At 54.6% G+C, this 22,632-nt stretch carries 20 protein-coding genes and 1 other RNA gene; 11 read left to right on the top strand and 10 right to left on the bottom strand.

The annotated features are described in order from the left end of the window. Positions 1–303 precede the first annotated feature (303 nt). Both KJI95_RS01345 and KJI95_RS01350 read right to left on the bottom strand, forming a co-directional pair. The gene (locus KJI95_RS01345) at positions 304–1,512 is read right to left on the bottom strand and encodes a porin (RefSeq protein ID WP_214505374.1); all 1,209 of its coding nucleotides are present in this window, start codon (positions 1,510–1,512) and stop codon (positions 304–306) included. A 211-nt stretch (positions 1,513–1,723) separates the two neighbouring features. Then, positions 1,724–4,108: a DNA polymerase II gene (locus KJI95_RS01350; RefSeq protein ID WP_432653778.1), complete on the bottom strand. Its 2,385-nt coding sequence runs from the start codon at positions 4,106–4,108 to the stop codon at positions 1,724–1,726. A gap of 511 nt (positions 4,109–4,619) precedes the next feature. Between KJI95_RS01350 and dinG the strand changes: the two genes are divergently transcribed. From dinG to KJI95_RS01375, 5 genes are all read left to right on the top strand, one after another. Further along, complete coding sequence (dinG, locus tag KJI95_RS01355) at positions 4,620–6,695, top strand: ATP-dependent DNA helicase DinG (protein ID WP_214505376.1); 2,076 nt, start codon at positions 4,620–4,622, stop codon at positions 6,693–6,695. 195 nt (positions 6,696–6,890) lie between these two features. Further along, on the top strand, positions 6,891–7,553 hold the full coding sequence (locus tag KJI95_RS01360; protein WP_214505377.1) for a primosomal replication protein: 663 nt from the start codon (positions 6,891–6,893) through the stop codon (positions 7,551–7,553). Positions 7,554–7,562: 9 nt separating this feature from the next. After that, the gene (locus tag KJI95_RS01365; protein ID WP_214505378.1) at positions 7,563–8,309 is read left to right on the top strand and encodes a DUF2057 domain-containing protein; all 747 of its coding nucleotides are present in this window, start codon (positions 7,563–7,565) and stop codon (positions 8,307–8,309) included. A 61-nt stretch (positions 8,310–8,370) separates the two neighbouring features. Then, positions 8,371–9,282 carry a histone deacetylase family protein gene (locus tag KJI95_RS01370; protein WP_214505379.1) on the top strand — a complete coding sequence of 304 codons (912 nt, stop codon included), beginning with the start codon at positions 8,371–8,373 and terminating at the stop codon, positions 9,280–9,282. Between the two features lie 20 nt (positions 9,283–9,302). Then, positions 9,303–9,596 carry a late competence development ComFB family protein gene (locus tag KJI95_RS01375; RefSeq protein ID WP_214505380.1) on the top strand — a complete coding sequence of 98 codons (294 nt, stop codon included), beginning with the start codon at positions 9,303–9,305 and terminating at the stop codon, positions 9,594–9,596. Positions 9,597–9,921: 325 nt separating this feature from the next. Here the strand turns inward: KJI95_RS01375 and ffs are convergent. The 8 genes from ffs to pspA form a co-directional block, all read right to left on the bottom strand. Continuing rightward, positions 9,922–10,018, bottom strand: an RNA gene (gene ffs / locus KJI95_RS01380) — signal recognition particle sRNA small type. Between the two features lie 185 nt (positions 10,019–10,203). Then, entirely contained in the window at positions 10,204–10,548 is a 345-nt protein-coding gene (locus KJI95_RS01385) for a ComEA family DNA-binding protein (RefSeq protein WP_214505381.1), read from the bottom strand. A gap of 110 nt (positions 10,549–10,658) precedes the next feature. Beyond that, complete coding sequence (locus KJI95_RS01390; protein ID WP_214505382.1) at positions 10,659–11,837, bottom strand: trans-sulfuration enzyme family protein; 1,179 nt, start codon at positions 11,835–11,837, stop codon at positions 10,659–10,661. 113 nt (positions 11,838–11,950) lie between these two features. Next, entirely contained in the window at positions 11,951–13,027 is a 1,077-nt protein-coding gene (locus KJI95_RS01395) for a TIGR01620 family protein (protein WP_214505383.1), read from the bottom strand. Between the two features lie 43 nt (positions 13,028–13,070). Then, on the bottom strand, positions 13,071–14,489 hold the full coding sequence (locus KJI95_RS01400; RefSeq protein ID WP_214505384.1) for a YcjX family GTP-binding protein: 1,419 nt from the start codon (positions 14,487–14,489) through the stop codon (positions 13,071–13,073). 77 nt (positions 14,490–14,566) lie between these two features. After that, complete coding sequence (gene pspC, locus KJI95_RS01405; protein ID WP_214505385.1) at positions 14,567–14,959, bottom strand: envelope stress response membrane protein PspC; 393 nt, start codon at positions 14,957–14,959, stop codon at positions 14,567–14,569. Next, positions 14,946–15,185, bottom strand: coding sequence for an envelope stress response membrane protein PspB (pspB, locus tag KJI95_RS01410; RefSeq protein ID WP_214505386.1), 240 nt, complete (start codon positions 15,183–15,185; stop codon positions 14,946–14,948). The genes pspC and pspB overlap by 14 nt, the downstream gene beginning before the upstream one ends. Positions 15,186–15,206: 21 nt before the next feature. After that, the gene (gene pspA / locus KJI95_RS01415) at positions 15,207–15,896 is read right to left on the bottom strand and encodes a phage shock protein PspA (protein ID WP_214505387.1); all 690 of its coding nucleotides are present in this window, start codon (positions 15,894–15,896) and stop codon (positions 15,207–15,209) included. A gap of 173 nt (positions 15,897–16,069) precedes the next feature. On the opposite strand from pspA, the gene pspF reads away from it, so the two are divergent. The 6 genes from pspF (at position 16,070) to KJI95_RS01445 (ending at position 22,574) form a co-directional block, all read left to right on the top strand. Continuing rightward, positions 16,070–17,191, top strand: a complete 1,122-nt coding sequence (gene pspF, locus KJI95_RS01420; RefSeq protein ID WP_214505388.1) for a phage shock protein operon transcriptional activator — start codon at positions 16,070–16,072, stop codon at positions 17,189–17,191. Between the two features lie 70 nt (positions 17,192–17,261). Next, positions 17,262–18,890, top strand: coding sequence for an ABC transporter substrate-binding protein (locus KJI95_RS01425; protein ID WP_214506159.1), 1,629 nt, complete (start codon positions 17,262–17,264; stop codon positions 18,888–18,890). Next, positions 18,890–19,921 carry an ABC transporter permease gene (locus tag KJI95_RS01430; RefSeq protein WP_214505389.1) on the top strand — a complete coding sequence of 344 codons (1,032 nt, stop codon included), beginning with the start codon at positions 18,890–18,892 and terminating at the stop codon, positions 19,919–19,921. The genes KJI95_RS01425 and KJI95_RS01430 overlap by 1 nt, the downstream gene beginning before the upstream one ends. Continuing rightward, on the top strand, positions 19,908–20,798 hold the full coding sequence (locus KJI95_RS01435; protein ID WP_214505390.1) for an ABC transporter permease subunit: 891 nt from the start codon (positions 19,908–19,910) through the stop codon (positions 20,796–20,798). The genes KJI95_RS01430 and KJI95_RS01435 overlap by 14 nt, the downstream gene beginning before the upstream one ends. Positions 20,799–20,800: 2 nt before the next feature. Then, positions 20,801–21,808 (top strand): peptide ABC transporter ATP-binding protein, encoded by a 1,008-nt coding sequence (locus KJI95_RS01440; RefSeq protein WP_214505391.1) that lies wholly within the window; start codon positions 20,801–20,803, stop codon positions 21,806–21,808. After that, on the top strand, positions 21,789–22,574 hold the full coding sequence (locus KJI95_RS01445; protein ID WP_214505392.1) for a peptide ABC transporter ATP-binding protein: 786 nt from the start codon (positions 21,789–21,791) through the stop codon (positions 22,572–22,574). The genes KJI95_RS01440 and KJI95_RS01445 overlap by 20 nt, the downstream gene beginning before the upstream one ends. Positions 22,575–22,632 lie beyond the last annotated feature (58 nt).

A 22,632-nucleotide genomic window follows, 5' to 3' on the forward strand; every position in this document is an offset into this window, starting at 1 on the left:
TCAACAGAAAACCCATTCCAATAACCAAGATATCGCCGCAACGTCTTTTGCATTAACAAATCCGATTCATCAGTTGTGAGCCAACCTGGCAACGGTCTCAGCCAAACCAATATAAATCAATCACTTAAAGTGAGTCGCAACAGCGACTCTGAAAACGGCGTAGGTTTTAAACGATGAAAATCACCTTGCAGCCTAGTAACATACGCACTTTAGTGCTGACTTATTGACCATTGGCTCATCACTTCATCCAAAAACAAAAAAACCGGCATAGGCCGGTTTTTTTATGAGGGGGGAGATGCTCGATTAGAGGCTGTAGCGAACCCCGATGGCAACGCCGTCATCTTCAGACAGCGCCATACGCGCTTCCTGAGCGGCGTCTGCGCTGGAAAAGTCACTAAAATCCTTACGGCCTTCAAGGTAAATCACTATGTCGTTGTCCCACACGTAGTGCACACCGGCAACCACGAACTGGCGTTTGAATACGTCGTTGGGGTCGGCATTGAAGTTCGGCTGAATAACATAGTCGCTGCCGGCGTCGAGCAGGTTGTAAGACACAAAGGTGCGCCAGCCGTTATCGAACTTGTATGAAAACAGTGACTCTACGCCGTAAGAGCTCTTGATCAGACGGCCGATGTTATCGGTATCGTGGTTTTCGTTGTGGTTGAAGTTGGCTGATGCGTAAAAACCATTGGCATCAAAATTACCCCAGGTCACGCCGATACCGTAGATGAAGTCGATAGCGGTCAGGTTATCGCCGTTACCGTAGGTCACGTCAAATTCACCGCGGTTACCACCAACGGCAATCGCGAGCTTATCCATGGCCTGCCAAGTAACAGAAGCGCCATAAGTATAGTTGTACTCAACTTGCTGGGCAGCGCGATCGCCGCTTTGCCACAAGGCTTCGCAGGCGTCCTGGCTGATGTTGTCCACATCACAGGTAAAGAAGTTGCTGTTTTTCAGCTGTGCCTGCACCGCGTAGCTGAAGTCACCATGGGAGTTGCGGTACTGAATGACTTTATCGCCGCGGCCAACGCCGTTTACTGCGCCGTCATCTTTGTTGTAGGTGTAAACGCCGGCAGCGTTACCGTCCCACACAAAACCGTAGTTGGTGCCATAAACCACATCGTACCAGGCGCCCCACTGCTTACCCAGGGTCAGGGTTCCCCAGGTGTCGTGGCTTAAACCAACGTAGCCCAGACGGTTATAGAAAAACTCGTCCTGAACCGACTCAAACTTGCTGTTATAAACAATTTCACTGTTTCCGAACGGGTTAACGCCCCACTCCAGCAAAGAGAATGCCTTCCAGCCGTCGCTGAGCTGACGCTCGAATCCGAAGTTGATACGCGAATAGCCGTTCACCAGCTCGGTGGTGTCCTGAGTGTTGATCACGCGCGCATCAATAAAGCCACCGATCGTGACGGCATTCTTGTCGTCTTTGTAGATTTCGATTGCAGATGCAGCGGGAATGCTCAGCGTTGCCATCAGGGCGCTGGCGATCAGTGTCTTGTTCATAGGTGCCTAACCTTCTCTGTTTGAGCTTCAGGTCTTCCGTAATTTTATTTCCATCCTGGTGGAGATCAGATTAGCAAAAGACGAACTAACCACCCAAGTAAAAACTCCAATAATCGTGTTAAAAATCACACAAAAACCAGATAAAGCACCAAAAATGGCAACAAAATAACTCTAAATTAACGTTTAAAACCAACCAGGAACCAGCAATACATCAAATTAACATCAGTTGTTCGACGCCATTCCTGCTGTAATTAATTTTCAAAACAGCAAGTACAGGTTCAAGAATGGGCAGCAGTTGTTTCTCAAAATAATAGTCATAATCCACCGCCGCAGTCTGAAAAGACACAGGCTCGGCGCCACTCTTGGTCATTCGATATTCGATACGCACACCGCGCCTGCCAAAGCGCTCATCGCCGCTGGCTTTCACCAGTGCACTCGCTGCCCTGACATGGGGCGCAGATTTGGCGGTATATTGGCTGATATCCCGCTTAAGCCGCTTTCTGAACACCAGTTCTTCATCTAGCTCACCGCGATAAAGTGCCGATTCGATAGCTTCGATGTAAGAAAGCGGCGACTCACCGGCAAACAGCCTGCGGTACAATTCAAATTGCACCCGCCGCGCCAGTGGCGACCAATCGGTTCTGACCTGCTCCATCCCCTTAAACACAAGTTCAGGCACTCCTTCTTTAATATATTGACCAACATAGCGTTTTTTACTGCCTTCGGTAGAATGGCGCAGCGTGGGCATAAAAAATCGTTCATAGTGGCGCTCAAACTCAAGCTCAAGAAAACTGGTGATGCCATATTGCTCACCAAGCCGTTTTCGCCAGCGCTCGTTGACCATGTTTACCAACCCCCGGCCTATGGCATCCGCCTCGCTCGCCTCATCCCCCAGCCACACAAAGGTGGAGTCAGTATCACCGTAAATCACCCTGTGCCCTTCAGCCTCAATCCACTCACGGGTCGTGCGCATGATTTCATGGCCCCTAAGGGTGATGGAGCTGGCAAGGCGATGGTCGTGAAACACGCAGCCACGGGAGCCAAGCACGCCGTAAAGCGAGTTCATGATAATTTTCACCGCCTGCGACATGGCGCTGTTGCCATCGGCTTTGGCCTGTTCGCGCCGCTTGGCGAGAGTTTCAATCAGCTTTGGCAATATCGGCTCATCGCGGCTGAATCTCGCGCCGCGAAAACCCTCAACCCCCAGCGATTCGCTCTGGCTTAAGCCCAACACCAAACCTTTTGGGTCAATCAAAAAGGTGCGGATGATCGATGGATAAAGACTTTTATAATCAAGCACCAACACATTACGGTATAAGCCGGGAACAGAATCCATCACATAGCCACCGGGGCTGTCAGGGCCAGGCTCCAAGCGCATGGCTGGTGCCACAAACCCCGCGCGATGTAAATGGGGCAAATACAGGTTATTGAAGGCGGCGACACTCGCCCCCACCCTGCCAAGCTCTAGGCCGGTCAGCCGGGCTCGCTCCAGCGCAAAGTTGATAAGGTCGGTTTTGGCAAAAATGTCCCACACCAAACGGCAATCGGTGAGATTGTAAAATGCCAGCGCCGCCTTATCTTGGTTAAAAAGCCGGGTGATTTCCTCGCCCCGGTCGTCCGGATTATGTATCGCCTTGCCTTCAGCAAGCAGCGCATTGGCGACTTTATCAAGCGCAAAGCTGTCAAAGTTGTAAAAGGCAGCCTTGAGCCAATCTATGCCATCAAGTACCACTCTGCCGGGTAAATCCAGGGTTTCTGGCCGGTGTTTATCGTCAACTTTCCAGGATAACGCCCGGCCAAAACGGCCGATATTCAAGCGGATGCCGTGATGGCGCGCCCGGCGCCACAGCAGAGACAGATCAAAAGTCACCACCGACCAGCCGAGGATAAGGTCAGGATCGTTGTCAGCAAACCACTGACAAAGCCTTAGCAGCAGCGCAAGCTCATCCTCGACCCAGCAGATATTGACGGATTGCGCAGCAAGCGGCGCTGCACCATCAACATCGAATTGCTGAGCCACGGCGGCATGCCTGCTTTGGTGTTCTTTAATCTCAATATCCTTTGCTGAGCCCACCATCAGCACCAAGGGCTCAACGTCGCCGTAAAGGCCAATGGAGTAAAGCTCGCCCTGCATACTGCATTCAATGTCGAGCGACACGGCTTTTAGGCTGATGGGCAAACTTGTGGCCCTGGCCCGGCTTGCCACAAACACGCCGTCAGATAGACGAAACTCACCGCCCAGCTCGGCATCAAGCGCAATAAAGCGCTCAATCAAAAATCGATGTTCGGCTTTGATATCGGCTTCAAAAAGCGGCAGCGATAGCTCACTCGCCCGGGCTGCGAGTTTGCGTACAAGCTGCGGCGTTTTCACATAAAGCGCACTGACCGGCCTTTGCTCAAAGCTTTGCAGTGGCAGCGGCTTTATATCTACCTCCGCCGCTGAAAAGCTGCCGGCAAGCACGGTGGCATCGTCACTGTGACAAAACGCCAGTGGCCGTTGCCCCGGCACTTCAACGCGCACCGGACCATTTTGGGTTTTAATAATGTATTCCACCAGCGCGTCGCCGCCGCGGCTCAGGGATGCGCGGGTCAGCACCCGCCCGCCAATCACAGTCGCGCCGGTGTTGGCCCCTGTGTTTTCAGGGTGAGAGTTTAACCGGCGAGAGTCAGTAGGGTGAGAGTTCAATTGGATTTGGTTTGGCGAGAGAGAGTTTGAAGCAGCTGCGTTCAATTGGAGTGGGTTTGACTGGGGTGAGTTTGCTGGGCTCGACTGAGATGGGTGCCCGTCAGGCGATGCACAGCCCATGCTCCTGTCACTGCTCTCGGTTGTAAAAACCTGCTTTTGAGCAGGTCCACTCTCCCCGCCTGTGGCAATGCTAACTTTAAGAACAGCTTCACGATCAGTTTCACGATCAGTCTCAAGATAAGTAGCTGACTCGCTCAGTTCAATATCATCAGTTAAGGCGACATTGGCCGCTGGGGACGCAGGAAACACGGCAAACTCCGACCTTATTGGGCACAAATCTGGCACTTTGGAAACTTTGAGGTTCTTAGCCTAAGCAATCACTGTTATTATGTACAGCATAATTGAGCCAGCCGAGAGACCCATGCTGCCAGAAACAGTCAAAACCCAGATCCGAGCCATCTACCGTGACATCGCCGCGGCCTTGCCCAATTTCCGCTCGCGGCGCGAACAAAACTACATGGTGGCAGAGATCTCAAAAACCCTGGCAGGTGAGTACGACAAACAGCGGCGCATCATAGTGGTTGAGGCCGGCACCGGGATTGGTAAGTCTCTCTCCTATATTTTAGGCACCATTCCGCTGGCGCTAACCCAAAAAAAGAAGGTGTGTATCGCCACCGCCACCGTGGCACTGCAGGAGCAACTGCTGCACAAAGATTTGCCGTTTTTTTTGGCGCAGTCAGGGCTTAACTTCCGCTTTGGTCTGGTAAAAGGGCGTCAGCGCTATGTGTGTCTTGCCAAGCTCGAAATGCTGATTGGCGACAATAACGGCACCCAGATGGCCATGTGGCAGACCAAACCCGATACCTCGCAGGTGGAGATGCTGCAAAAGCTGCATCAGGACTTTCACCACGGCCGCTGGAACGGTGAAATCGATACCCTGGAAACCCCACTGCCCGACCACCTGTGGCAACAAATCGCCTGCGACAAACACTCCTGCCATCGTCAGAATGTAAGCCATCGCAGCTGCCCGTTCCACAAGGCACGGGAAGACGTGGACACCTGGGATGTACTCATCGCCAACCACAGTTTGCTGTTTGCCGATCTGGAGCTTGGCGGCGGGGTGATTTTGCCTGATCCCGAAGAAGTGTTTTACGTCATCGACGAAGCACATCACCTGCCAGTGGTGGCGCGGGACTTCTCCAGCGCCCAGGCCACCCTCAGGGGCGCCGCCGATTGGCTTGAGAAAATCGCCAAAACCGCCGTTAAATTGCAGCATCAAATCAAAAGCAACAACATTATTGCGCCCTCACAGGCGATGCAGGATCACGTTGCCGATTTAACCTCAATGCTCAATCAGGTTGCCCATTACTGCGACGGCGAGCGCTCAAAGTTTGATAACAACGAAAACCGGCTGCGCTTCACCCATGGCGCGCTGCCGGAAGTACTTAAACGGCACGCCGAAAACCTCGCCACCGCCAGCAGTGGCGCGCTTAAGCAATTCAATAAGATGCAGGTGCTTCTGGCCGAAGCCATCAAGGACGGCGACATACCTCGCCATCAGGCCGATGTGCTGCAAACCGAAACCGGCTTTATGCTGCAGCGGCTTGAGAATCTGTACAAGCTGTGGAAAATGATGGCCAAAGAGGACAGCAAAAAAGGCGCGCCCACCGCGCGCTGGATTGAGCTGCTGCCCGGTAACAAACAGCTCGATTACCTGTTTTGCGCCTCGCCCATCGAAGTCGGCTTTATGCTCGAATCCATGCTGTGGGAAAAGGCCGCCGGCGTAGTGCTGTGCAGCGCTACACTCAAGGCGCTGGATCAGTTCGACTATTTTGCCCATCAGGTAGGTTTGTCGCTCCACGATGGCAGCCGCTATCTGTCGCTGCAATCTCCCTTCGACTTTGAAAACAACGCGACGCTCTATTTGCCCAAGATGCGAACCGAGCCGACCGACGATGCCTACACCGAGGAGCTTGCCGAACACATTCTTAAGCTCACCGAAAACGAGATGGCGAGCCTGGTGCTGTTTGCCTCCTACTGGCAGATGGAAAAGGTGGCCGAAATCATCGGGCCAAAACTTAAAATTCCGCTGCTTATTCAGGGTAATGCGCCGCGCCAGCAACTGCTTGAAAGCCACAAAAAGCGCTGTGACGAAGGCAAAGCCTCGCTGCTGTTTGGTACCGGCAGTTTTTCAGAGGGTCTCGACTTACCCGGCGACTACCTTACCAATTTGATTGTGACCAAACTGCCCTTTGCCGTGCCGACATCACCGGTGGAACAGGCCCACGCCGAATACATCAAGGCCCGCGGCGGCAATCCGTTTTTGCAGCTCACTATCCCCGATGCGTCGCGAAAGCTTATTCAAAGCTGTGGCCGCCTGCTGCGAAAAGAGCAGGATTACGGCCGGATCACCATTCTGGATCGCCGCTTGGTGAGTAAACGCTATGGTAAATCCCTGCTCGATGCCCTGCCGCCCTATCGTCGGGTTATAGAGTAAGTAAGTCGCCGGCGGCTATTTAACTAATCGCTCTTCGAGAAATTGACTAACCACTCGTCGAGTAATTGACTGTTCGTCGAGTAATTTGAAAAGCGCTCATCGGATAATTAAGTAACAGGTCGACGGGTGATTGAGTAACAGGTAAGGTGACACAAACAAGCAGCCAGACTCATCCAGCCACCGGAGCACAAGTCAGTGAAATACGATGCCTTGCTGGCCCGGCTATGGGGCCAGCTTAAAAAACTCGAGCAGGAAGTGCTGCAGCACGATGCCGCCTTGCCGCCACAAAGCCGTAAGCTGCTGCAGGATACCGAACGATTTAACGACGAGCTGTTTTTACAGCACGGCGCTGCGCTTTATCCCTGTATCGCCCAAATCGAGAAAGACATAAGGGCATTGGAAAAGCGGCTGCAACTAAACCTCAGCGCCGGCACCATAGTGGCGGCCTGTGCGCGCATCAACGACAGATTCAGCGCCGTCAAACGCGCCCTTGGTACCACGGCAATCGGCGTCAAAGCCCAGGCTCAGGCCAAAGACAGCGCCCGAAAACGCATGGCATCCCGTCAACATCAGCAACATGACAACAGCGGTTTTGCCTGGATTGCCGCCAGTGTGATGCAAAACAGTCATCAGCTGTACGATGAATTGAATAAACATTTGAACTGGGCCAGAAAAATAGAGTCAAAGCTGGGAGAGCTTGAAACAATGCTTGAAAATTGTCACGGTGCTGACAAAATCAAAGCGCAAAATGAGATCCTGTTGATGCACCGCCGCCTAGGGAAATGCCGTCAGGCCATCAGCTATATCGAAGACCGCATCCAGGCATTCGAGCGGCCGTATCAAAGTCACAATCGTTAAGGAGCAACAATGAAATCAGTTTTGCCTGTCGGTGCCCTGCTCGCGCTCGCCGCTTCCTCCTCCGTGTTTGCCGGCAGCCTGACCATTCCGATGGCTTTCGAGTATCTGGCATTGGATGGCCAGCAGATAGCCACCAACAGCTTTACTCACAAAGCTGAGATTGAGCTGACACCCGGCACCCACAAAATCGCCATTCGCTACCACGACGTAGTGCAGGATGAATTCAGCGACAGCCAAACCTTTGTAAAGTCAGCGCCCTTTATCCTGACCCTCAATGTCGAAGGCGATTACGACTACTTGCTTAAGCCTGCTACCGGCGAAGTCATCAAACAGCCAAAGCAGTTTGCCAAGGCGCCCCAGGTGGTCGTGACCCGCGCCGACAAGGGCGACGTGGCGTACAAGGTGTTCCAGAGCGACTATAAAGAAGACAGTTTTGTTGAGCGCCTGTTTGGCGGCAGTAAAGGTGTGAATGTCGATGAGGCAAGCGCCGCCGCAACCGCAGCCGGCGTAACAGCCGTTGCCGCTATGCCAACGGCAAGCCAGAGTGCACCGGTTGTGCAGCAAACCGCGCTGAGCCACAGCGCCGATGCTGCTGCGCCCGCAGCAGCTGCCAGCCTGCCAGCTGCAAGCGCACCGGCAAACGGTATGCCAGCCGCGAATGAGGCCCATGCCGAGCAGATGCTGCAATACTGGTGGCTGCAGGCCGATGAGAAAACCCGCAAGGAATTTATGAGCTGGGCCATCAAGCAGCTCTGATTGTGCTTGTACGCCTTATGCCCTGCGCTTTTTAGATCCGTGATTTAAGGTCAGCCTCAGAATGGTGCCGCTTGTCTATCACACCAGCTATTCTCAGCTGGTGTTGCCGGCGCGGCATCCTTTTCCCATCACCAAATATCAGCACCTGCAGCAATACCTGTTGACCCAAGGCATTGCCACAGAATCACAATTTGTCTCCCCCGCGCCGGTGAGCATTGATGCGCTTTGCCGCATTCATTCAGCGCAATATGTCCAGGATTTTATCAATGGCACCCTGCCCGCCGGCGCTATTCGCCGCCTTGGATTTCCCTGGAGCGAAAATCTTGTAAACCGCACCCTGCACTCGGTGGGCGGCAGTGCACTGTGCGCACGACTTGCGATGGAACATGGCATAGCGCTGCATTTGGCTGGCGGCTATCACCACGCCCATTATGATTTTGGCAGTGGTTACTGCGTGTTTAACGATCTGGTGTTTGCCGCCCGGGAGCTGATTGATAACGGCCTTGCCGAGCGGGTAATGATTGTCGACTGCGACGTACATCAGGGCGATGGCACCGCAACCCTGTGTCAGCAAGAGCCGGACATTATCAGCCTGTCACTGCACTGCGACAGTAACTTCCCGAGCCGAAAACCCGCGTCTGACTATGATGTGCCGCTCGCCAAAGGTATGGGTGATAACGATTATATTCATACGCTTAAAGAAACCCTCAGCTACCTGATCAGGCTGGAAAAACCAGATGCCATTCTCTATGATGCGGGAGTGGACATACATCAGGACGACCGGCTCGGCTATCTTGATGTCAGTACCCAGGGGCTGTTTGAGCGGGACAGCCTGGTGCTCAATATCGCCAAACGCGCCGGGATACCGCTCGCAGCCGTTATAGGCGGCGGATACAGCACAAATCCGCTACACTTGAGCGAAAGACACAGCCAATTGTTTATTGCCGCCAAGCTGTTGTGGCAAGAGGAATAATCCAAACCGCGGAGCACCTTATGCAACTCGAGATCCGAAACTATTACGAAGTGCTGCTGATGGAAATTCTTTCCGATGAAGGACTGATGGACGAGTTGCCGGAAGATTATCTGGCGGATCTGTCCTGTATCACCCTAAACCAACTGCCGGTGCGCTATATCCGCCACTTGGTTGATACCTATTTCTTCGAGGATTACAACGAGCTGCAGCAAATGAAAAATGAAATTCAGGCTGCGCTGGAAAAATCCCGCGCCTTTCTCAAGCGCCGCAATCTGCAGCGGCTGCGCGATCTTGAAAACGACGCCGGCGCCTGATTGCGTAAAACGAGCGACGAATTATTCAAGGCCGCCGCCAAGACGCAGGGACATTAGTTTCGGCTTAAATGTCGCATCTCATTTATCGCTGCTATTTAACAGGTTAGCAGGGCGATTTAGTTCACGGGGCAACTGAACCCTGCAAATTAACCGGGCGATTGAACGCTGCAATGTACCACCAAGTGTACCACCGCCGTGAAACAAACAGCCTCGTTAAAAACAGCGAAGCAACGCAAAGCGCAAATACAAAAATTTGGCTTTAAAACCAATAATGTAGAGAGATGCTTGATGGAGAGTAACTGGCGGAGAGCGAGATTTGGAGGCTCCCCCAGAGCCACACCCCGGCACACGAGTCGCCTGCTGCGGTTGCTTCCTTCCGGACCTGGCCGAGTTCACAGGTTATCATTGCGGGGGGACCCTGGGGTCACCATTGATTTCCACAGTAAATGGCATAAGTGTGGAACGGCGCTGATTATCCCCTATAGCCTCGGCGCAAATCAAGTTAAACCCGGAAGAATTCGCCCAAGCGTCCGTTAACTGTGCAATTGATAAACAAATGATAAGCAAAAGGCCTGCAAAGCAGGCCTTTTGTGTGCTGATGTTACCGTTACAGCGTCAGCAGATGGCGGTTATCCTCAAGCACCTTACTGCCGATGCCGGACACCTTGGTCAAATCTTCTACCGTGGCAAACTGGCCATACTGCTTACGATACTCGACTATCGCCTTGGCTTTGGCATCGCCCACACCTTTAAGAAGCTTAAGTTCGGCCTCACTTGCGGTGTTGATGTTGATTTTACTGCTTTGGGCCACAGCGGCATCGGCTGTTTTTTCAGCCTTTTGCTCGGCGCTGGTAGCAGCTTTAGAGACATCGGCAGACTTAGAGGCGTCGGCAGCCACTGCAGAAAACTGAGTTGCAGCGGCAACTAACAGGGTAACAAGGATTTTGTTCATAAATCACTCCGTTGATAATTAACGTGGCCAGAGACTCCCTTTCCGTGCCACATCAATAAATCTAGTTACCCTTTGCCCAATTACCAACTTTTGACTTAAAAACTTTTGCATTACAGCATGGCAAGCCCGGCGGCCAAATCGGCTATCAGGTCTTCCACATCTTCAAGCCCGACTGAGATCCTGAGCAAGGTATCGGTAATACCGGCGGCAAGACGTGCTTCTGGGGTGTAAGGCGAGTGCGTCATGGATGCGGGATGCTGAATAAGCGACTCAGGATCCCCAAGGCTTACCGCAATGGTAAAGAGTTGCAGCCGGTCAACAAAGGCGATGGAGCCTGCCAGATCCGAGTGCAGCTCAAAGGCTATCACGCCGCCAGCGCGGCGTATCTGAGTGCCGACAAAACGGTTGCCCTGATGCTGCTTAAGCCCCGGGTAATACACCCGGCTGACCTTGGGGTGAGCATCCAGAAAGGCAGCGATTTTCTCGGCGCTGTCGCAGTGGCGCTGCAATCGTACATCCAGGGTTTTCATGCCACGCAGAATAAGCCAGGCATCATGGGGCGACATCACAGCGCCGATATCCTTGATTATCTGATACTTCACTTTGTCTATCTGCGCCTTGCTACCGGCAACCAAACCGGCAATCACATCGCCGTGACCATTGAGGTACTTGGTGGCACTGTGAATGACCATGTCTATACCGTGGCTGAGCGGCCGCTGCAGCAGTGGTGTCATAAAGGTATTGTCTACTATGGTCAGCACGCCATGGCGGCGGCCGATAGCTGCAATCGCATCCAAATCAAACACATCGAGATGGGGATTTACCGGTGTCTCACAAAAAATAACCCGGGTATTGGCCTGTATCGCGGCTTCGATGGCGCCTGGCTCTTTAAAATCCACCAGGGTGACTGTGATGCCAAAGCGGCTGAAAAGCTCGGTCATCAGCGCAAAGGTGCAGCCGTAAACGGCACGGCTGGCAACCAGATGCTCGCCCTGGCTTAAATTGGCAAGCAGTGCCGCCGACACCGCGCCCATACCGGATGCTGTGGCAGCGGCCGCTTCGGCGCCTTCAAGCAGGGCAAGCTTACGTTCAAGCTCGGCTGTGGTGGGGTTTCCCAAACGGGTATAAATGTAGCCGGCTTCATCGCCGGCAAAGCGGGCACCGCCCTCACGGGCGTTATCAAACACGAATGTGGCGCTTTGGTACAGAGGCGACACCAGCGCCCCCATGGCATCACGCTCATGGCCACCGTGAATTACCTTTGTGGCCAGCTTGGTTTTTTCCAACATAAACAGCTCTCCCAAAAGCACCACCTGAAGGAATTATAGGTTGTGGCGGTGGTGCACGGCTCTACCATGACGGCGGCAGATTGAAAGGCCAAGGGGAAAAGCCGATTTAATGCTCAGGAGTTTGTAAAATCTTTGTTACGTTGCAGACGGCTATCCACCTGGCCATTCAGAGCGCCGGAAAACAAGGATTTAAGCTCAGACATAAGCTCAGTGTGGATGCGCGACAGCCGTGGTTTATTCTCCGGCAGGAAGGTCAGTGGCCGGCAAAGTGCCATGGCCTGATAGCCCAATCGGGCCGTTAACAGGCCGCCGCCAAGCCCCTGTGCAAGTCGTGCCGACAGCTTGCCGGTCATCTCCACCGACAACAGCTGGCTGCCAAGGTCTGTCACCAGCTCTGTGGTGCCGGCATAAAAAATATTCAGCAATATCGCCCGGATAAGCCGAATTCGGCTCCAGTAGCCAAGCTCCACGCCGTAGCAGTCGGCCACATCGCGGATCATCTTTTGATTGCGCCACAAAATCACCGCCATATCCAATACCGCCAGTGGGCTCGCGGCAAGAAGCGCGGCCGACTCCATGGCATAGCGGCTGACTTTTTTACGGGCCGCCTTGTCCTGGGCGGTAAGTACACACTCCTCGTACAGGGCAAGCTTCTCGGCATCGTTCTGATATTCGCTGCTAAGCTCGTTAAACCGCGCCAATGCCTCAGCCGGCGCCTTGGCAGAAATGGCCTCAATAAAGCCGTCGGCCTCGCCGGTTTGCACGCTAAGACGAATGCGCTGGGCCTGCTCGCGGGCATCATCGGTGGCCTTGAGGCGTCGAAGCAGTAAAAGCTCTTTTACCGTGAGCTTAAGTCCCCAGGCGAGCACCAGCCCAAGCACTGTGGCGTACAGGCCAAAAAGCCAGGGGCTTTGCTGATAAGCCCCAATGAGCGTAAGCACAGTTTCGGTAAGGGCCAGTACACCAAGGCCGGTGAGTGCCCACTTCGCAAGCCCAGACCAGCGCTTGCCCTTAAGCCCCTGCAGCTCCATATGGCCATCAAGGGGCTCAAGAGCGGCTTCTATCTCGCTTTCATCGGGAAGCACAGCTGCATCGGCATCAAAGCGTTTGGCCTCTTTCAGGGGAGTCTGAGTTGCTGCGCCGTGCTCATCAAAACGGCGCGCAGGCGCAATATGAGTGTCGTTATTCATTTTACAATTCCATGATGTTACCGGCAGCCCTGCTCAGTTTTGCTCAGCTCAGCTTGTCACCGAGCAGATACTGCAGCAGATGGTCGAGGCGAATATGGCCCATTGGCTCACCCTCATGCCAGGCTTTGGGGGCAAACTGAGCAAAGCCAAAGCCCTGCCCCTGCCAGAAATCGGCGCCGGGTAAGGCCGAAGGCACTTCGCCGGGGAAAATCGTGAGCTTATCGTTACTGCCAAGTTCAGTGCCGGTAACCACTTCCACCTCGCCCTGGGCGGTATTGACCATCCCGGGCTCGGTGGCGCGGATGGCGCTGATAGCCATGGCTTCCACAGTGCAGCCTTCAAAGCGAGCGAAGTGCTCACTTCGGCCCAACATCTGGCGCAGCAGCGACAGTACCCTGCCCTGCTGGGAGCGGGTGACATGATCTATCTTGCTGGCGGCAAACAGCAGTTTGTCGATGCGCGGCGAAAAGAGCCGTTTAAGCAGGCTCGACTGACCAAAACGAAAACTCTCAAGAATACCGTCAAGCGCCATGGCCATATCTTCAAACTGGCTGCGGCCGCGATTGAGGGCGGTAAAGCAATCCACCAGCACCAACTGGCGGTCAAATCGGGCAAAATGCTGCTGATAAAAAGGCTCCACCACGCGGCTCACATATTCGCGGTAGCGCCGCTGCAACTGGCCGTAGGCTGTGTCTTTACCCGCATTACCAAGGCGTTGGTGCTCAGCTTCCGTAAGCGGCAGCGGAAAAAATGCCAGCAGCGGCGCACCTTCGAGTTCACCGGGCAGCAGCATCCGCCCGGGCTGGGCAAAATAATAGCCCTGCTTGTGCACAGATTCGTGCAAGTAGTCGCGATAGAGGGCGGAAAGTGCTTCAAACTGTTCATCTGACAGGGGTTTATCGAGCGCTATGGCGCCTGCAGCAGCCTTGAACTTTTGCAGGCTGTCGCAGGATGAACGCGGCTCAATGGCGGCAAACACCTGCGCCGACCACTGGGCGTAATTTTGCCTGAGCATGGGTAAATCCAGCAGCCACTCGCCGGGATAGTCGACAAGGTCCAGATACAAAGTCGATACATCGGCAAAGCGGGACAGCAGCCCGGAGTTGGGCCGGTAGCGGATTTCGAGTCTTAATTCCGACAATGAACGGGTTGATGCGGGCCACTGGGGAGGACTTGCGCAGAGCGACGCAAGCGCGCCCTGCAAATCGAAACTGGCAATATCAAGATCGGGCTGGCTCACCCGCCTGACGCCAACCAGGCGCTCATCACGGCTGACCTGCCACAGTGGCAAACCGGGGTGGCTTGATTGGGTCACGCTTTGCAATTGATGCACTATGCCGGTGATAAAGGCGGTTTTGCCGGCGCCGGACAGGCCAGTGACCGCTAATCTCAGGTTTCGGTCGGTGCTCCGTGCGAGGAGGTCGCGGGCTTTTTGAGTCAGCTTTTCTACGGCTCTCGCCATAATGTCTCCTGTGTCATCCCTTGTACTGCGTCTTTTACTGGGCAAAAGACAAAGGGCGACCGAGTCGCCCACTTGTATTACAGGTTGTTTATTTCGCGCTTGAGATTGTAATTATCTGAAGTCACGTGTCGCTCCAGCGACCTAAGCCGCCCCTCGAGTGAGGTAAAGCGTCTGCTCACATCCGCCAGCGCCTGTTTGGCAGGCTCACCTGCTTGCCACACCTTGCGCTTGACCTCAATGTCACGGGGCTCATTGGTGGTGGCGGTCTGAGGCTTAACATCCAGAATCATCCACAGCACCACATACACCAGCACTACCCAGGAGTTACCGCCCAGCAGGAACACAGAGACGGTAATCACCCTGACCAGCCAGGCTTCGAGATTGAAGTACTCGGCTATTCCGGCGCAAACCCCGGCAACCTTGCCCTGCTGAGGGATGCGATAGAGCGTTCTGCCATCAGTTGCTCTCATGTCTGCTCCTCCATTCGGGAGACTCAGTGTCCAGAATGGCCTCCAGAGTCTCGATGCGTTGGTTCATCTTTTCGGCCTGAGCAATTAACTGATTGAGTTGCTTAAACTCTTCCTCAGTCAGGCCCTGGCCTACCTGGCGCTTGCTGCGATAGTGCAGAATCAGCCAGATGGGCGCCACGATCACCATGAAAATAATCACCGGCGCCATCAAGAGATCCATATCCATATCCACCCCCCAAGAATACTGTTAGTTGCCGGCTTTATCTTTGGCTTTGTCTTTACCCTTCATCTTGGCCTTGAGGGCTTCGAGTTCGGCATTGACAGAATCCTGCGCCTTGAGTGCGGCAAATTCATCATTGAGGCTGGACTTGTTGGCCAAATCGTAAGACTCAACCTGCGCTTCCAGGCTCTCGACCTTGGCTTCATACTGCTCAAACTTCAGCATGGCATTGTCGATTTTGCTGCTATCAAGCTGCTTTTTGACTTCCAGGCGGCTTGAAGCAGTTTGCTTGCGCATGATGATGGTCTTCTGGCGCGCCTTGGCATCGGCCAGTTTTTCCTGCAGCTGGGTGACTTCTTCTTTCAGGCGCAGGATATGCTCTTCAACCACCTCCAGCTCGCGCTGCAGGGTTTCAGCCAGGGTTGCAGCCTTTTGCTTTTCAACCAGGGCGGCGCGGGCCAAATCTTCACGGTCTTTCGACAACGCAAGCTCAGCTTTATCTTCCCAATCCTGTACCTGGGCATCAACCCGGGCAATACGGCGAAGGATGTCTTTCTTCTCGGCCAGCACTTTGGCTGAGGTGGAACGTACTTCGACCAGGGTGTCTTCCATTTCCTGAATGATCAGGCGGACCATTTTTTCCGGATCTTCAGCCTTGTCCAGCAGAGCGCTGATGTTCGAATTCACGATGTCCGCAAAACGAGAGAAAATACCCATAATTCATTCCTCACATGTAGTTGGTTGTCGATGTGATTAATACACATAGTGTGCCAACTTTTACATTCCCTTTAAAATCATAAGTTAATCTTGATTTTTAAGATTCGCTTTATTTTCGCACCCCAGGCACATATTATGATTTTCACCACTTGTTAGCGAATAAGACCAAAAAAGTGCCCAACGCAGTTAAACAGGATAACCTCATTGGCCAGTCCAACGCCTTGCTCGAAGTGCTGGAGCACGTGTCGCGCATCGCCCCTTTGTCCAAACCCGTGCTGATTATCGGCGAGCGGGGCACAGGGAAGGAGCTGATTGCCGAGCGCCTGCATTACCTGTCCCAGCGCTGGGATCAGGCCTTTATCAAGCTAAACTGTTCATCCCTTAGCGAAAATCTACTCGAAAGTGAGCTGTTTGGCCATGAGTCCGGCGCCTTTACCGGTGCCAAAGGCAAACATGAAGGCCGGTTTGAGCGCGCCGATGGCGGCACCCTGTTTTTGGATGAGCTTGCCAACACCTCCGGGCTTATTCAGGAAAAACTGCTGCGGGTGATTGAATACGGCGAATACGAGCGGGTTGGTGGCAGCAGGACATTGCAGGCCGATGTGCGCCTTATTTGCGCAGCCAACGAAGACCTGCCATCCCTTGCCGAGGCCGGTGAATTTCGCGCCGATTTGCTCGACCGGCTCGCCTTTGATGTGATAACCCTGCCGCCGCTGCGTCATCGCCGTGAAGATATCATGCCACTGGCAGAATATTTTGCCATCGGCATGGCAAGGCAGCTGAAACTTGAGTTTTTTCCAGGGTTTGGCGAAAGTGCCATCGAGATGCTGCTGGACTACCACTGGCCCGGCAATATCCGCGAGCTGAAAAACGTGGTCGAGCGCTCTGTGTACCGCAGCGCGCCAAGCCTTGAGCCGATTGAAGATATAGTGCTCGACCCGTTTGAGTCGCCCTGGCGCCCCAAAGGCCGGGTAAAAACCCTGGAGCGGCGAAGCCCCGACACCACTGCCGCCGTGAAAAGTGCGCCAGACAGCACGCAAAGCGCGGCTGTCTATCAGGCCAGCGCGGGCGAGGCCAGCGTCAGCAGCAGCGCCGGCGGCGACACCTCAGCACTCGCCGGACTTACCTTTCCGCTCGACCTTAAGCAGTACCTTGAAGACAGTGAGAAAAACCTGATTCAGCAGGCGCTCGCGAGTCATCAGTTTAACCAGAAGAAAACCGCCGATGCCCTGGGGCTCAGTTATCATCAGCTGCGCGGTATTCTCAAGAAATACAATTTGCTGGATAAGGCATAAGTGGATTGCGGTGAACTTGGAGCGGCTGATAGAATCCATGATTACCGCTCAATCCGATAACGATTCATTAATGAATGCGCTGACAACACGGCTTTTCAGGCTGGCAATGCTGCCCCTTTTAGGTGGGTGGCTGGTCGCCTGTGGCCATCAGCAATTGCCTCAGGGTGTGGTGTATTGCTCCGAGGGCAACCCGGAATCTTTCAATCCGCAAACCGTCACCTCAGGCACCACCATAGATGCCACCTCGCAGCAGCTATACAGCCGCCTGGTGGACTACGATGCCGACGAAGGTAAAATCGTCCCCGCGCTCGCAAGTAGCTGGGAAATCAGTGACGATGGCCTGGAATACCGCTTTTTTCTGCGCCATGGCGTGACTTTTCATCACTCGGACATCTTTACCCCCAGCCGGCCGTTCAATGCCGATGATGTGCTGTTCTCGTTTCAGCGGGTGCTCGATGAAGACCATCCCTATTACTGGGTCGCTCGCAGCGGTTATCCGTTTTTCCAAAGTATCGACTTTACCAATCAGGTAGCTTCGGTCACCAAGAATGGCGACTACGAAGTGGTGTTCAAGCTGCTGCGCCGTGACGCGTCCTTCCTGTCAAACCTCGCCACCGATTTTGCGGTGGTGCTGTCGGCCGAGTATGCCGATCAGTTGCTGCGGGCCAAAACGCCGGAGCTGCTTGATCAAAAAGCCATAGGTACCGGGCCGTTTCGTCTGGTCGAGTACGTGAAAAACGAGTACATCCGCTACCGGCGCCACGAAGGCTTCTGGGGCGAAGCACCCAAAATCGACATGCTGGTGTTTGATATCACCTCCAAAAGCTCGGTGCGGCTGTCTAAACTCATTACCGGCGACTGCAGTGTGTCTGCCCTGCCAAAGGCCGGTGAGCTTAAATTTATAGAAAATCATCCCGAGCTGCTGCTCGAATCCAAACCCGGTCTTAACGTGGCATTTTGGGCATTCAACACCCAGAAGCCGCCGTTTAATGATGTGAGGGTGCGCCGGGCACTGTCGCTTGCGGTCGATAAGCGCAATATCCTGCGCGCCGTGTACCAGGATACCGGCGTCGAAGCCCAAAGCCTGCTGCCGCCTTCTTCCTGGGCTTATGCGCGGGATTACGAGCTGGATTTGGATTACTCTCCGAGCAAAGCCATGAATTTACTGGCAGAAGCGGGCATAGTTAACCTCAGTATCGATATCTGGGCCATGCCGGTTGCGCGTGCCTATAACCCGAATGCGCTGAAAACGGCTGAGCTTATTCAGGCCGATTTAGCCAACATTGGCGTTAAGGCCAATATCATCAGCTACGACTGGTCGGTGTTCACCCAAAAGCTTAACCAGACTGACTATGATTCGGTGCTGATTGGCTGGAACGCGGATAACTCAGATCCGGACAACTTTTTTACCCCGCTGCTGAGCTGCGCCTCGGTGGGCTCGGGCAACAACCGCTCGCGCTGGTGCGATCCGGCCTTTGATGAGCTGCTCAATCGTGCCCGTGCCAGCACCGACCGGCTTGAGCGTACCGCGCTGTATCAGGAGGCCCAGGCCGAGGTGTCCAAACAGCTGCCGCTGCTCGCCTTTGCCCACGCCAAACGCACCCTGGTGCATCGCCACAATATCAGCTACATGCCCGTGAGCCCCTTCGGCGGCATCGCCTTTGCCGACATCAAACCCGCGCTGGAGGACAATGATTGATGGGCATTTATCTGCTTAGGCGACTCAACCTCTTTATCGCCACCTCGCTGCTGATGGTGACTATCCTCTTTATCGCCACCATTCATTTCCCGACCGAGCGCGCCTATGCCTACAGCGGCATCATCAATCCGTCGGCCGAGCAGGTTCAGCAGATAATCAGCGACTATCAGTTAGATAAGTCCGATGTTTATCAGTATTTTGCTTATCTGTCGCAGCGCATGAGCGGTAACCTTGGTATTTCGGCCACCTCGCAGCAGAGCGTGGCCAAAGAGCTTGCCACCGTGCTGCCGGCCTCATTTGAGTTGGCGTGTTTCTCAGGACTGTTGGCACTCGTGCTTGGGGTGCCGCTTGGGGTGCTTGCATCATTAAACCAGCACAAGCTCACCCAGAATGCCATTATGGCCATCACCCTGACCGGCTACTCTATTCCGGTGTTCTGGCTTGGGTTAACCCTGTCTCTCTGGTTTGGGGTGCGCTTGGGCTGGTTGCCGATATCTGGCCAGATTAACCTGCTGTATGAAATCAAACCCGTCACCGGCTTTATGCTGATTGATACCCTGCTGTCGGACTCAAGCTATCGCCTGCCGGCCTTTAAAGACGCACTGGCCCACATAGTGCTGCCTGCGGTCACCCTCGCGGTGCTGCCTTTTACCGTAGTGGTGCGTATTACCCGCTCGGCCATGCTGAATGTGATGAACCAAACCTATGTGCGCGCCGCCGAAGCCCGCGGTCTGCACACTGGCAAAATCATTCTGCGCCACGCGCTGCCAAACGCGCTCATCCCCGTGCTTAAGCATCTGGGGTTAATGCTTGGCGCCTTCGCGAGTTACGCCATTGTCGTTGAAGTGATTTTCTCCTGGCCGGGGGTTGGCTCCTGGCTGGTGTCCGGCATTTATCAGCGGGATTACACCGTTATTCAGGGCGGCATTCTTGCAGTGGCGCTGCTGATTATTTTCCTCAGCATCCTGATTGAAGTGCTGCACACAGCCTCCAATCCTCTGAGCAGGAAAGAACTCTATGCCTCAAATTAAGATTTACCAGGAAGACGATATTCCGTCTCCGATGAGGCGGTTGTGGAAATCCTTTGCCTCCAATCCCTTTGCCCTCGCTGGCCTTTGGGTGATTGTGTTTTTGTTGCTGCTGACCCTGTTTGGCTCCTTTATCGCCCCTTACAGCCCTGAAGCGCAAAACCCCAAGGCATTGTTGCTGCCGCCATCCTGGGATCCGGCTGGCACAGTGGAGCACTTTCTTGGCACCGACGACCTAGGCCGCGATATTTTCAGTCGCCTGCTCCACGGCGTGCAGCTGACCTTTGGTATGTCGCTGGCGGTGGTGATTACCGCGCTGCTGCTGGGATTTGTGATTGGCGCCATCTCCGGCATGATGCAGGGCCTTAAGTCGAGTATCCTTGGGCACCTGCTCGATGCGCTGTTATCGATTCCGTCGCTGCTGATGGCGATTCTGGTGGTGGCTGTGCTCGGCCCCGGCATTGACAACGTGTTCTGGGCTGTGGGTATCGCGCTCACGCCCCAGTTTGTGCGCGCCATTCACCAGGCCATTCACGAAGAGCTGCAAAAAGAATATGTGACGGCGGCTCGGCTCGATGGCGCCAACAGCCTGCAAATTTTCTGGTATGTGATTATGCCAAACGTCTGGGAAGTGGTGATTATTCAGACCACACTCGCGATTTCCACCGCGATTCTCGACATCGCCGCGCTCGGTTTTTTAAGCCTTGGCGCACAGGCCCCGAGCCCCGAGTGGGGCGCCATGGTGTTTCAGGGCCTGGATAACCTCCTGACCGCCCCTTGGACCGTGAGCATCCCCGGGGTTGCCATTCTCTTTACCGTACTTGCCGTGAATCTGGTGGGTGACGGACTGCGCTCGGCGCTGGCGCCGATAAAGAACTGATTATGCCGCTACTGGATATACGTAATCTCACCATTGAGCTCGATACCCCCCACGGGCGGGTGAAGGCGCTGGAAAAAGTGAGCCTGATGCTGCACGAGGGCGAAATTCACGGCCTGGTCGGCGAATCCGGCTCAGGCCGCAGCCTGCTCGCCCGCGCCGTGCTCGGCATTCCCGGCCCCAACTGGACCATCACCGCCGACCGTATGATGTGGGATGGCCAGAACCTGCAGGATATGAGCACTGAGCAGCGCCGCAATCTGATGGGTAATGAGATGGCGATGATTTTCCAGGACCCGTCCGGCAGCCTGGACCCGGTGATCACCATAGGCGCCCAGCTGATTGAAGCCATGCCGCTCGATAAAAGCGTGGCCTTTTGGCGGCGCAGCCGCGAGCGCATCGCCACCGCCAAAAAGTGGCTGCACAAGGTAGGCATTAAAGACCCCAAGCGGGTGATGCGAAGCTACCCCTGGGAAACCTCCGAAGGCGAATGCCAGAAGGTGATGATTGCCATGGCGCTTGCCAATCAGCCAAGGCTGCTGATTGCCGATGAACCGACCAACTCAATGGAGCCAAGCACCCAGGCGCAGATTTTCCGTCTGCTTGCCCAGCTTAACCAGCTGCAGGGTGTCACCATTTTGCTTATCAGCCATGAGCTCGAAACCCTGGCCGAATGGTGCGATAACCTGTCAGTGCTTTACTGCGGCCAGGTGATGGAATCCGGGCCCATTGATGAGCTTATCCGCGAGCCCATGCACCCTTACACCAAGGCGCTGATGGACCACATGCCGGATTATCGCGGCAACCTGCCCCACAAGGGGCTGATGCCAACCCTGCCGGGCTCAGCGCCCGCACTGCAACATTTGCCCATTGGCTGTCGCCTTGGGCCGCGCTGCCCGGAGGCACGCAAGCAATGTGTGCATCAGCCACAGCTACAACATAAAAAAGACCGGTATTTTGCCTGTCATTTCCCCTATGAAACGGAGAGCGGCGATGACGACACCTCTGCTTAAAGTCACCGGACTCTCAAAACGCTATTTCAGTGGTTACCGCCGTTTTCGCGCCCAGTACAACGAGGCGCTCGCGCCCATTTCGTTTGAGCTTGGTCAGGGCGAAACCCTGGCAATCGTAGGGGAAGCGGGCTCAGGCAAGAGTACCCTTGCCCGCATTCTGGTGGGCGCCGAGCGGCGCAGCAGCGGCGAAATTCTGTTTGAAGGTACGGCGCTGGAAAGCCGCAACGTAAAGCAGCGCTGCCGCCTTATCCGGATGATTTTTCAGGATCCCAACACCTCGCTCAACCCTCGCCTGTCCATCGGCGAGCTGCTGGCCGAGCCACTGAGGTTCAACACCAAACTCACGGCGGCCGAGCGCGCCGCCCAGGTGAGCGACACCTTAAGGAAAGTCGGGCTTTTACCCGAACACGCCGACTTTTATCCCCACATGATTTCTGAAGGGCAAAAGCAGCGGGTGGCGGTGGCGCGGGCACTGATGTTAAGCCCCAAGGTGATCATCGCTGACGAGGCCCTGACCGCCCTTGACCTGTCGGTGCGCTCGCAAATCCTTAACCTCCTGCTGCATCTGCAAAAGGAAATGGGGCTGTCGTATATCTTTGTGTCCCACAATTTAAGCCTGGTGCGCCACGTGAGCGATAAAATCATGGTGCTGCACAAGGGCAAATTGGTGGAAAAAGGCCCGGTGGCCGAGGTGTTCGAAAACCCGCAGCACGAATACACCGCAAGGCTTATCGCCGAGCAGACCCGCCAGGGTCGCAAGCGCTGAACTCATCCAACCACCGGGGTGAAACGTAAAAAAGGAGCTGCCTTCGGTGGCTCAAGTC

The organism is Shewanella jiangmenensis (genome assembly GCF_018596335.1).
GTDB lineage: Bacteria > Pseudomonadota > Gammaproteobacteria > Enterobacterales > Shewanellaceae > Shewanella > Shewanella jiangmenensis.

Excerpts from the sequence above, each read along its gene's own strand:
- KJI95_RS01345 (WP_214505374.1), bottom strand. The coding sequence starts at position 1,512 with ATGAACAAGACACTGATCGCCAGCGCCCTGATGGCAACGCTGAGCATT.
- dinG (WP_214505376.1), top strand. The coding sequence starts at position 4,620 with ATGCTGCCAGAAACAGTCAAAACCCAGATCCGAGCCATCTACCGTGAC.
- KJI95_RS01365 (WP_214505378.1), top strand. The coding sequence starts at position 7,563 with ATGAAATCAGTTTTGCCTGTCGGTGCCCTGCTCGCGCTCGCCGCTTCC.
- KJI95_RS01370 (WP_214505379.1), top strand. The coding sequence starts at position 8,371 with ATGGTGCCGCTTGTCTATCACACCAGCTATTCTCAGCTGGTGTTGCCG.
- KJI95_RS01375 (WP_214505380.1), top strand. The coding sequence starts at position 9,303 with ATGCAACTCGAGATCCGAAACTATTACGAAGTGCTGCTGATGGAAATT.
- KJI95_RS01385 (WP_214505381.1), bottom strand. The coding sequence starts at position 10,548 with ATGAACAAAATCCTTGTTACCCTGTTAGTTGCCGCTGCAACTCAGTTT.
- KJI95_RS01390 (WP_214505382.1), bottom strand. The coding sequence starts at position 11,837 with ATGTTGGAAAAAACCAAGCTGGCCACAAAGGTAATTCACGGTGGCCAT.
- KJI95_RS01395 (WP_214505383.1), bottom strand. The coding sequence starts at position 13,027 with ATGAATAACGACACTCATATTGCGCCTGCGCGCCGTTTTGATGAGCAC.
- KJI95_RS01400 (WP_214505384.1), bottom strand. The coding sequence starts at position 14,489 with ATGGCGAGAGCCGTAGAAAAGCTGACTCAAAAAGCCCGCGACCTCCTC.
- pspC (WP_214505385.1), bottom strand. The coding sequence starts at position 14,959 with ATGAGAGCAACTGATGGCAGAACGCTCTATCGCATCCCTCAGCAGGGC.
- pspB (WP_214505386.1), bottom strand. The coding sequence starts at position 15,185 with ATGGATATGGATCTCTTGATGGCGCCGGTGATTATTTTCATGGTGATC.
- pspA (WP_214505387.1), bottom strand. The coding sequence starts at position 15,896 with ATGGGTATTTTCTCTCGTTTTGCGGACATCGTGAATTCGAACATCAGC.
- KJI95_RS01425 (WP_214506159.1), top strand. The coding sequence starts at position 17,262 with ATGAATGCGCTGACAACACGGCTTTTCAGGCTGGCAATGCTGCCCCTT.
- KJI95_RS01430 (WP_214505389.1), top strand. The coding sequence starts at position 18,890 with ATGGGCATTTATCTGCTTAGGCGACTCAACCTCTTTATCGCCACCTCG.
- KJI95_RS01435 (WP_214505390.1), top strand. The coding sequence starts at position 19,908 with ATGCCTCAAATTAAGATTTACCAGGAAGACGATATTCCGTCTCCGATG.
- KJI95_RS01440 (WP_214505391.1), top strand. The coding sequence starts at position 20,801 with ATGCCGCTACTGGATATACGTAATCTCACCATTGAGCTCGATACCCCC.
- KJI95_RS01445 (WP_214505392.1), top strand. The coding sequence starts at position 21,789 with ATGACGACACCTCTGCTTAAAGTCACCGGACTCTCAAAACGCTATTTC.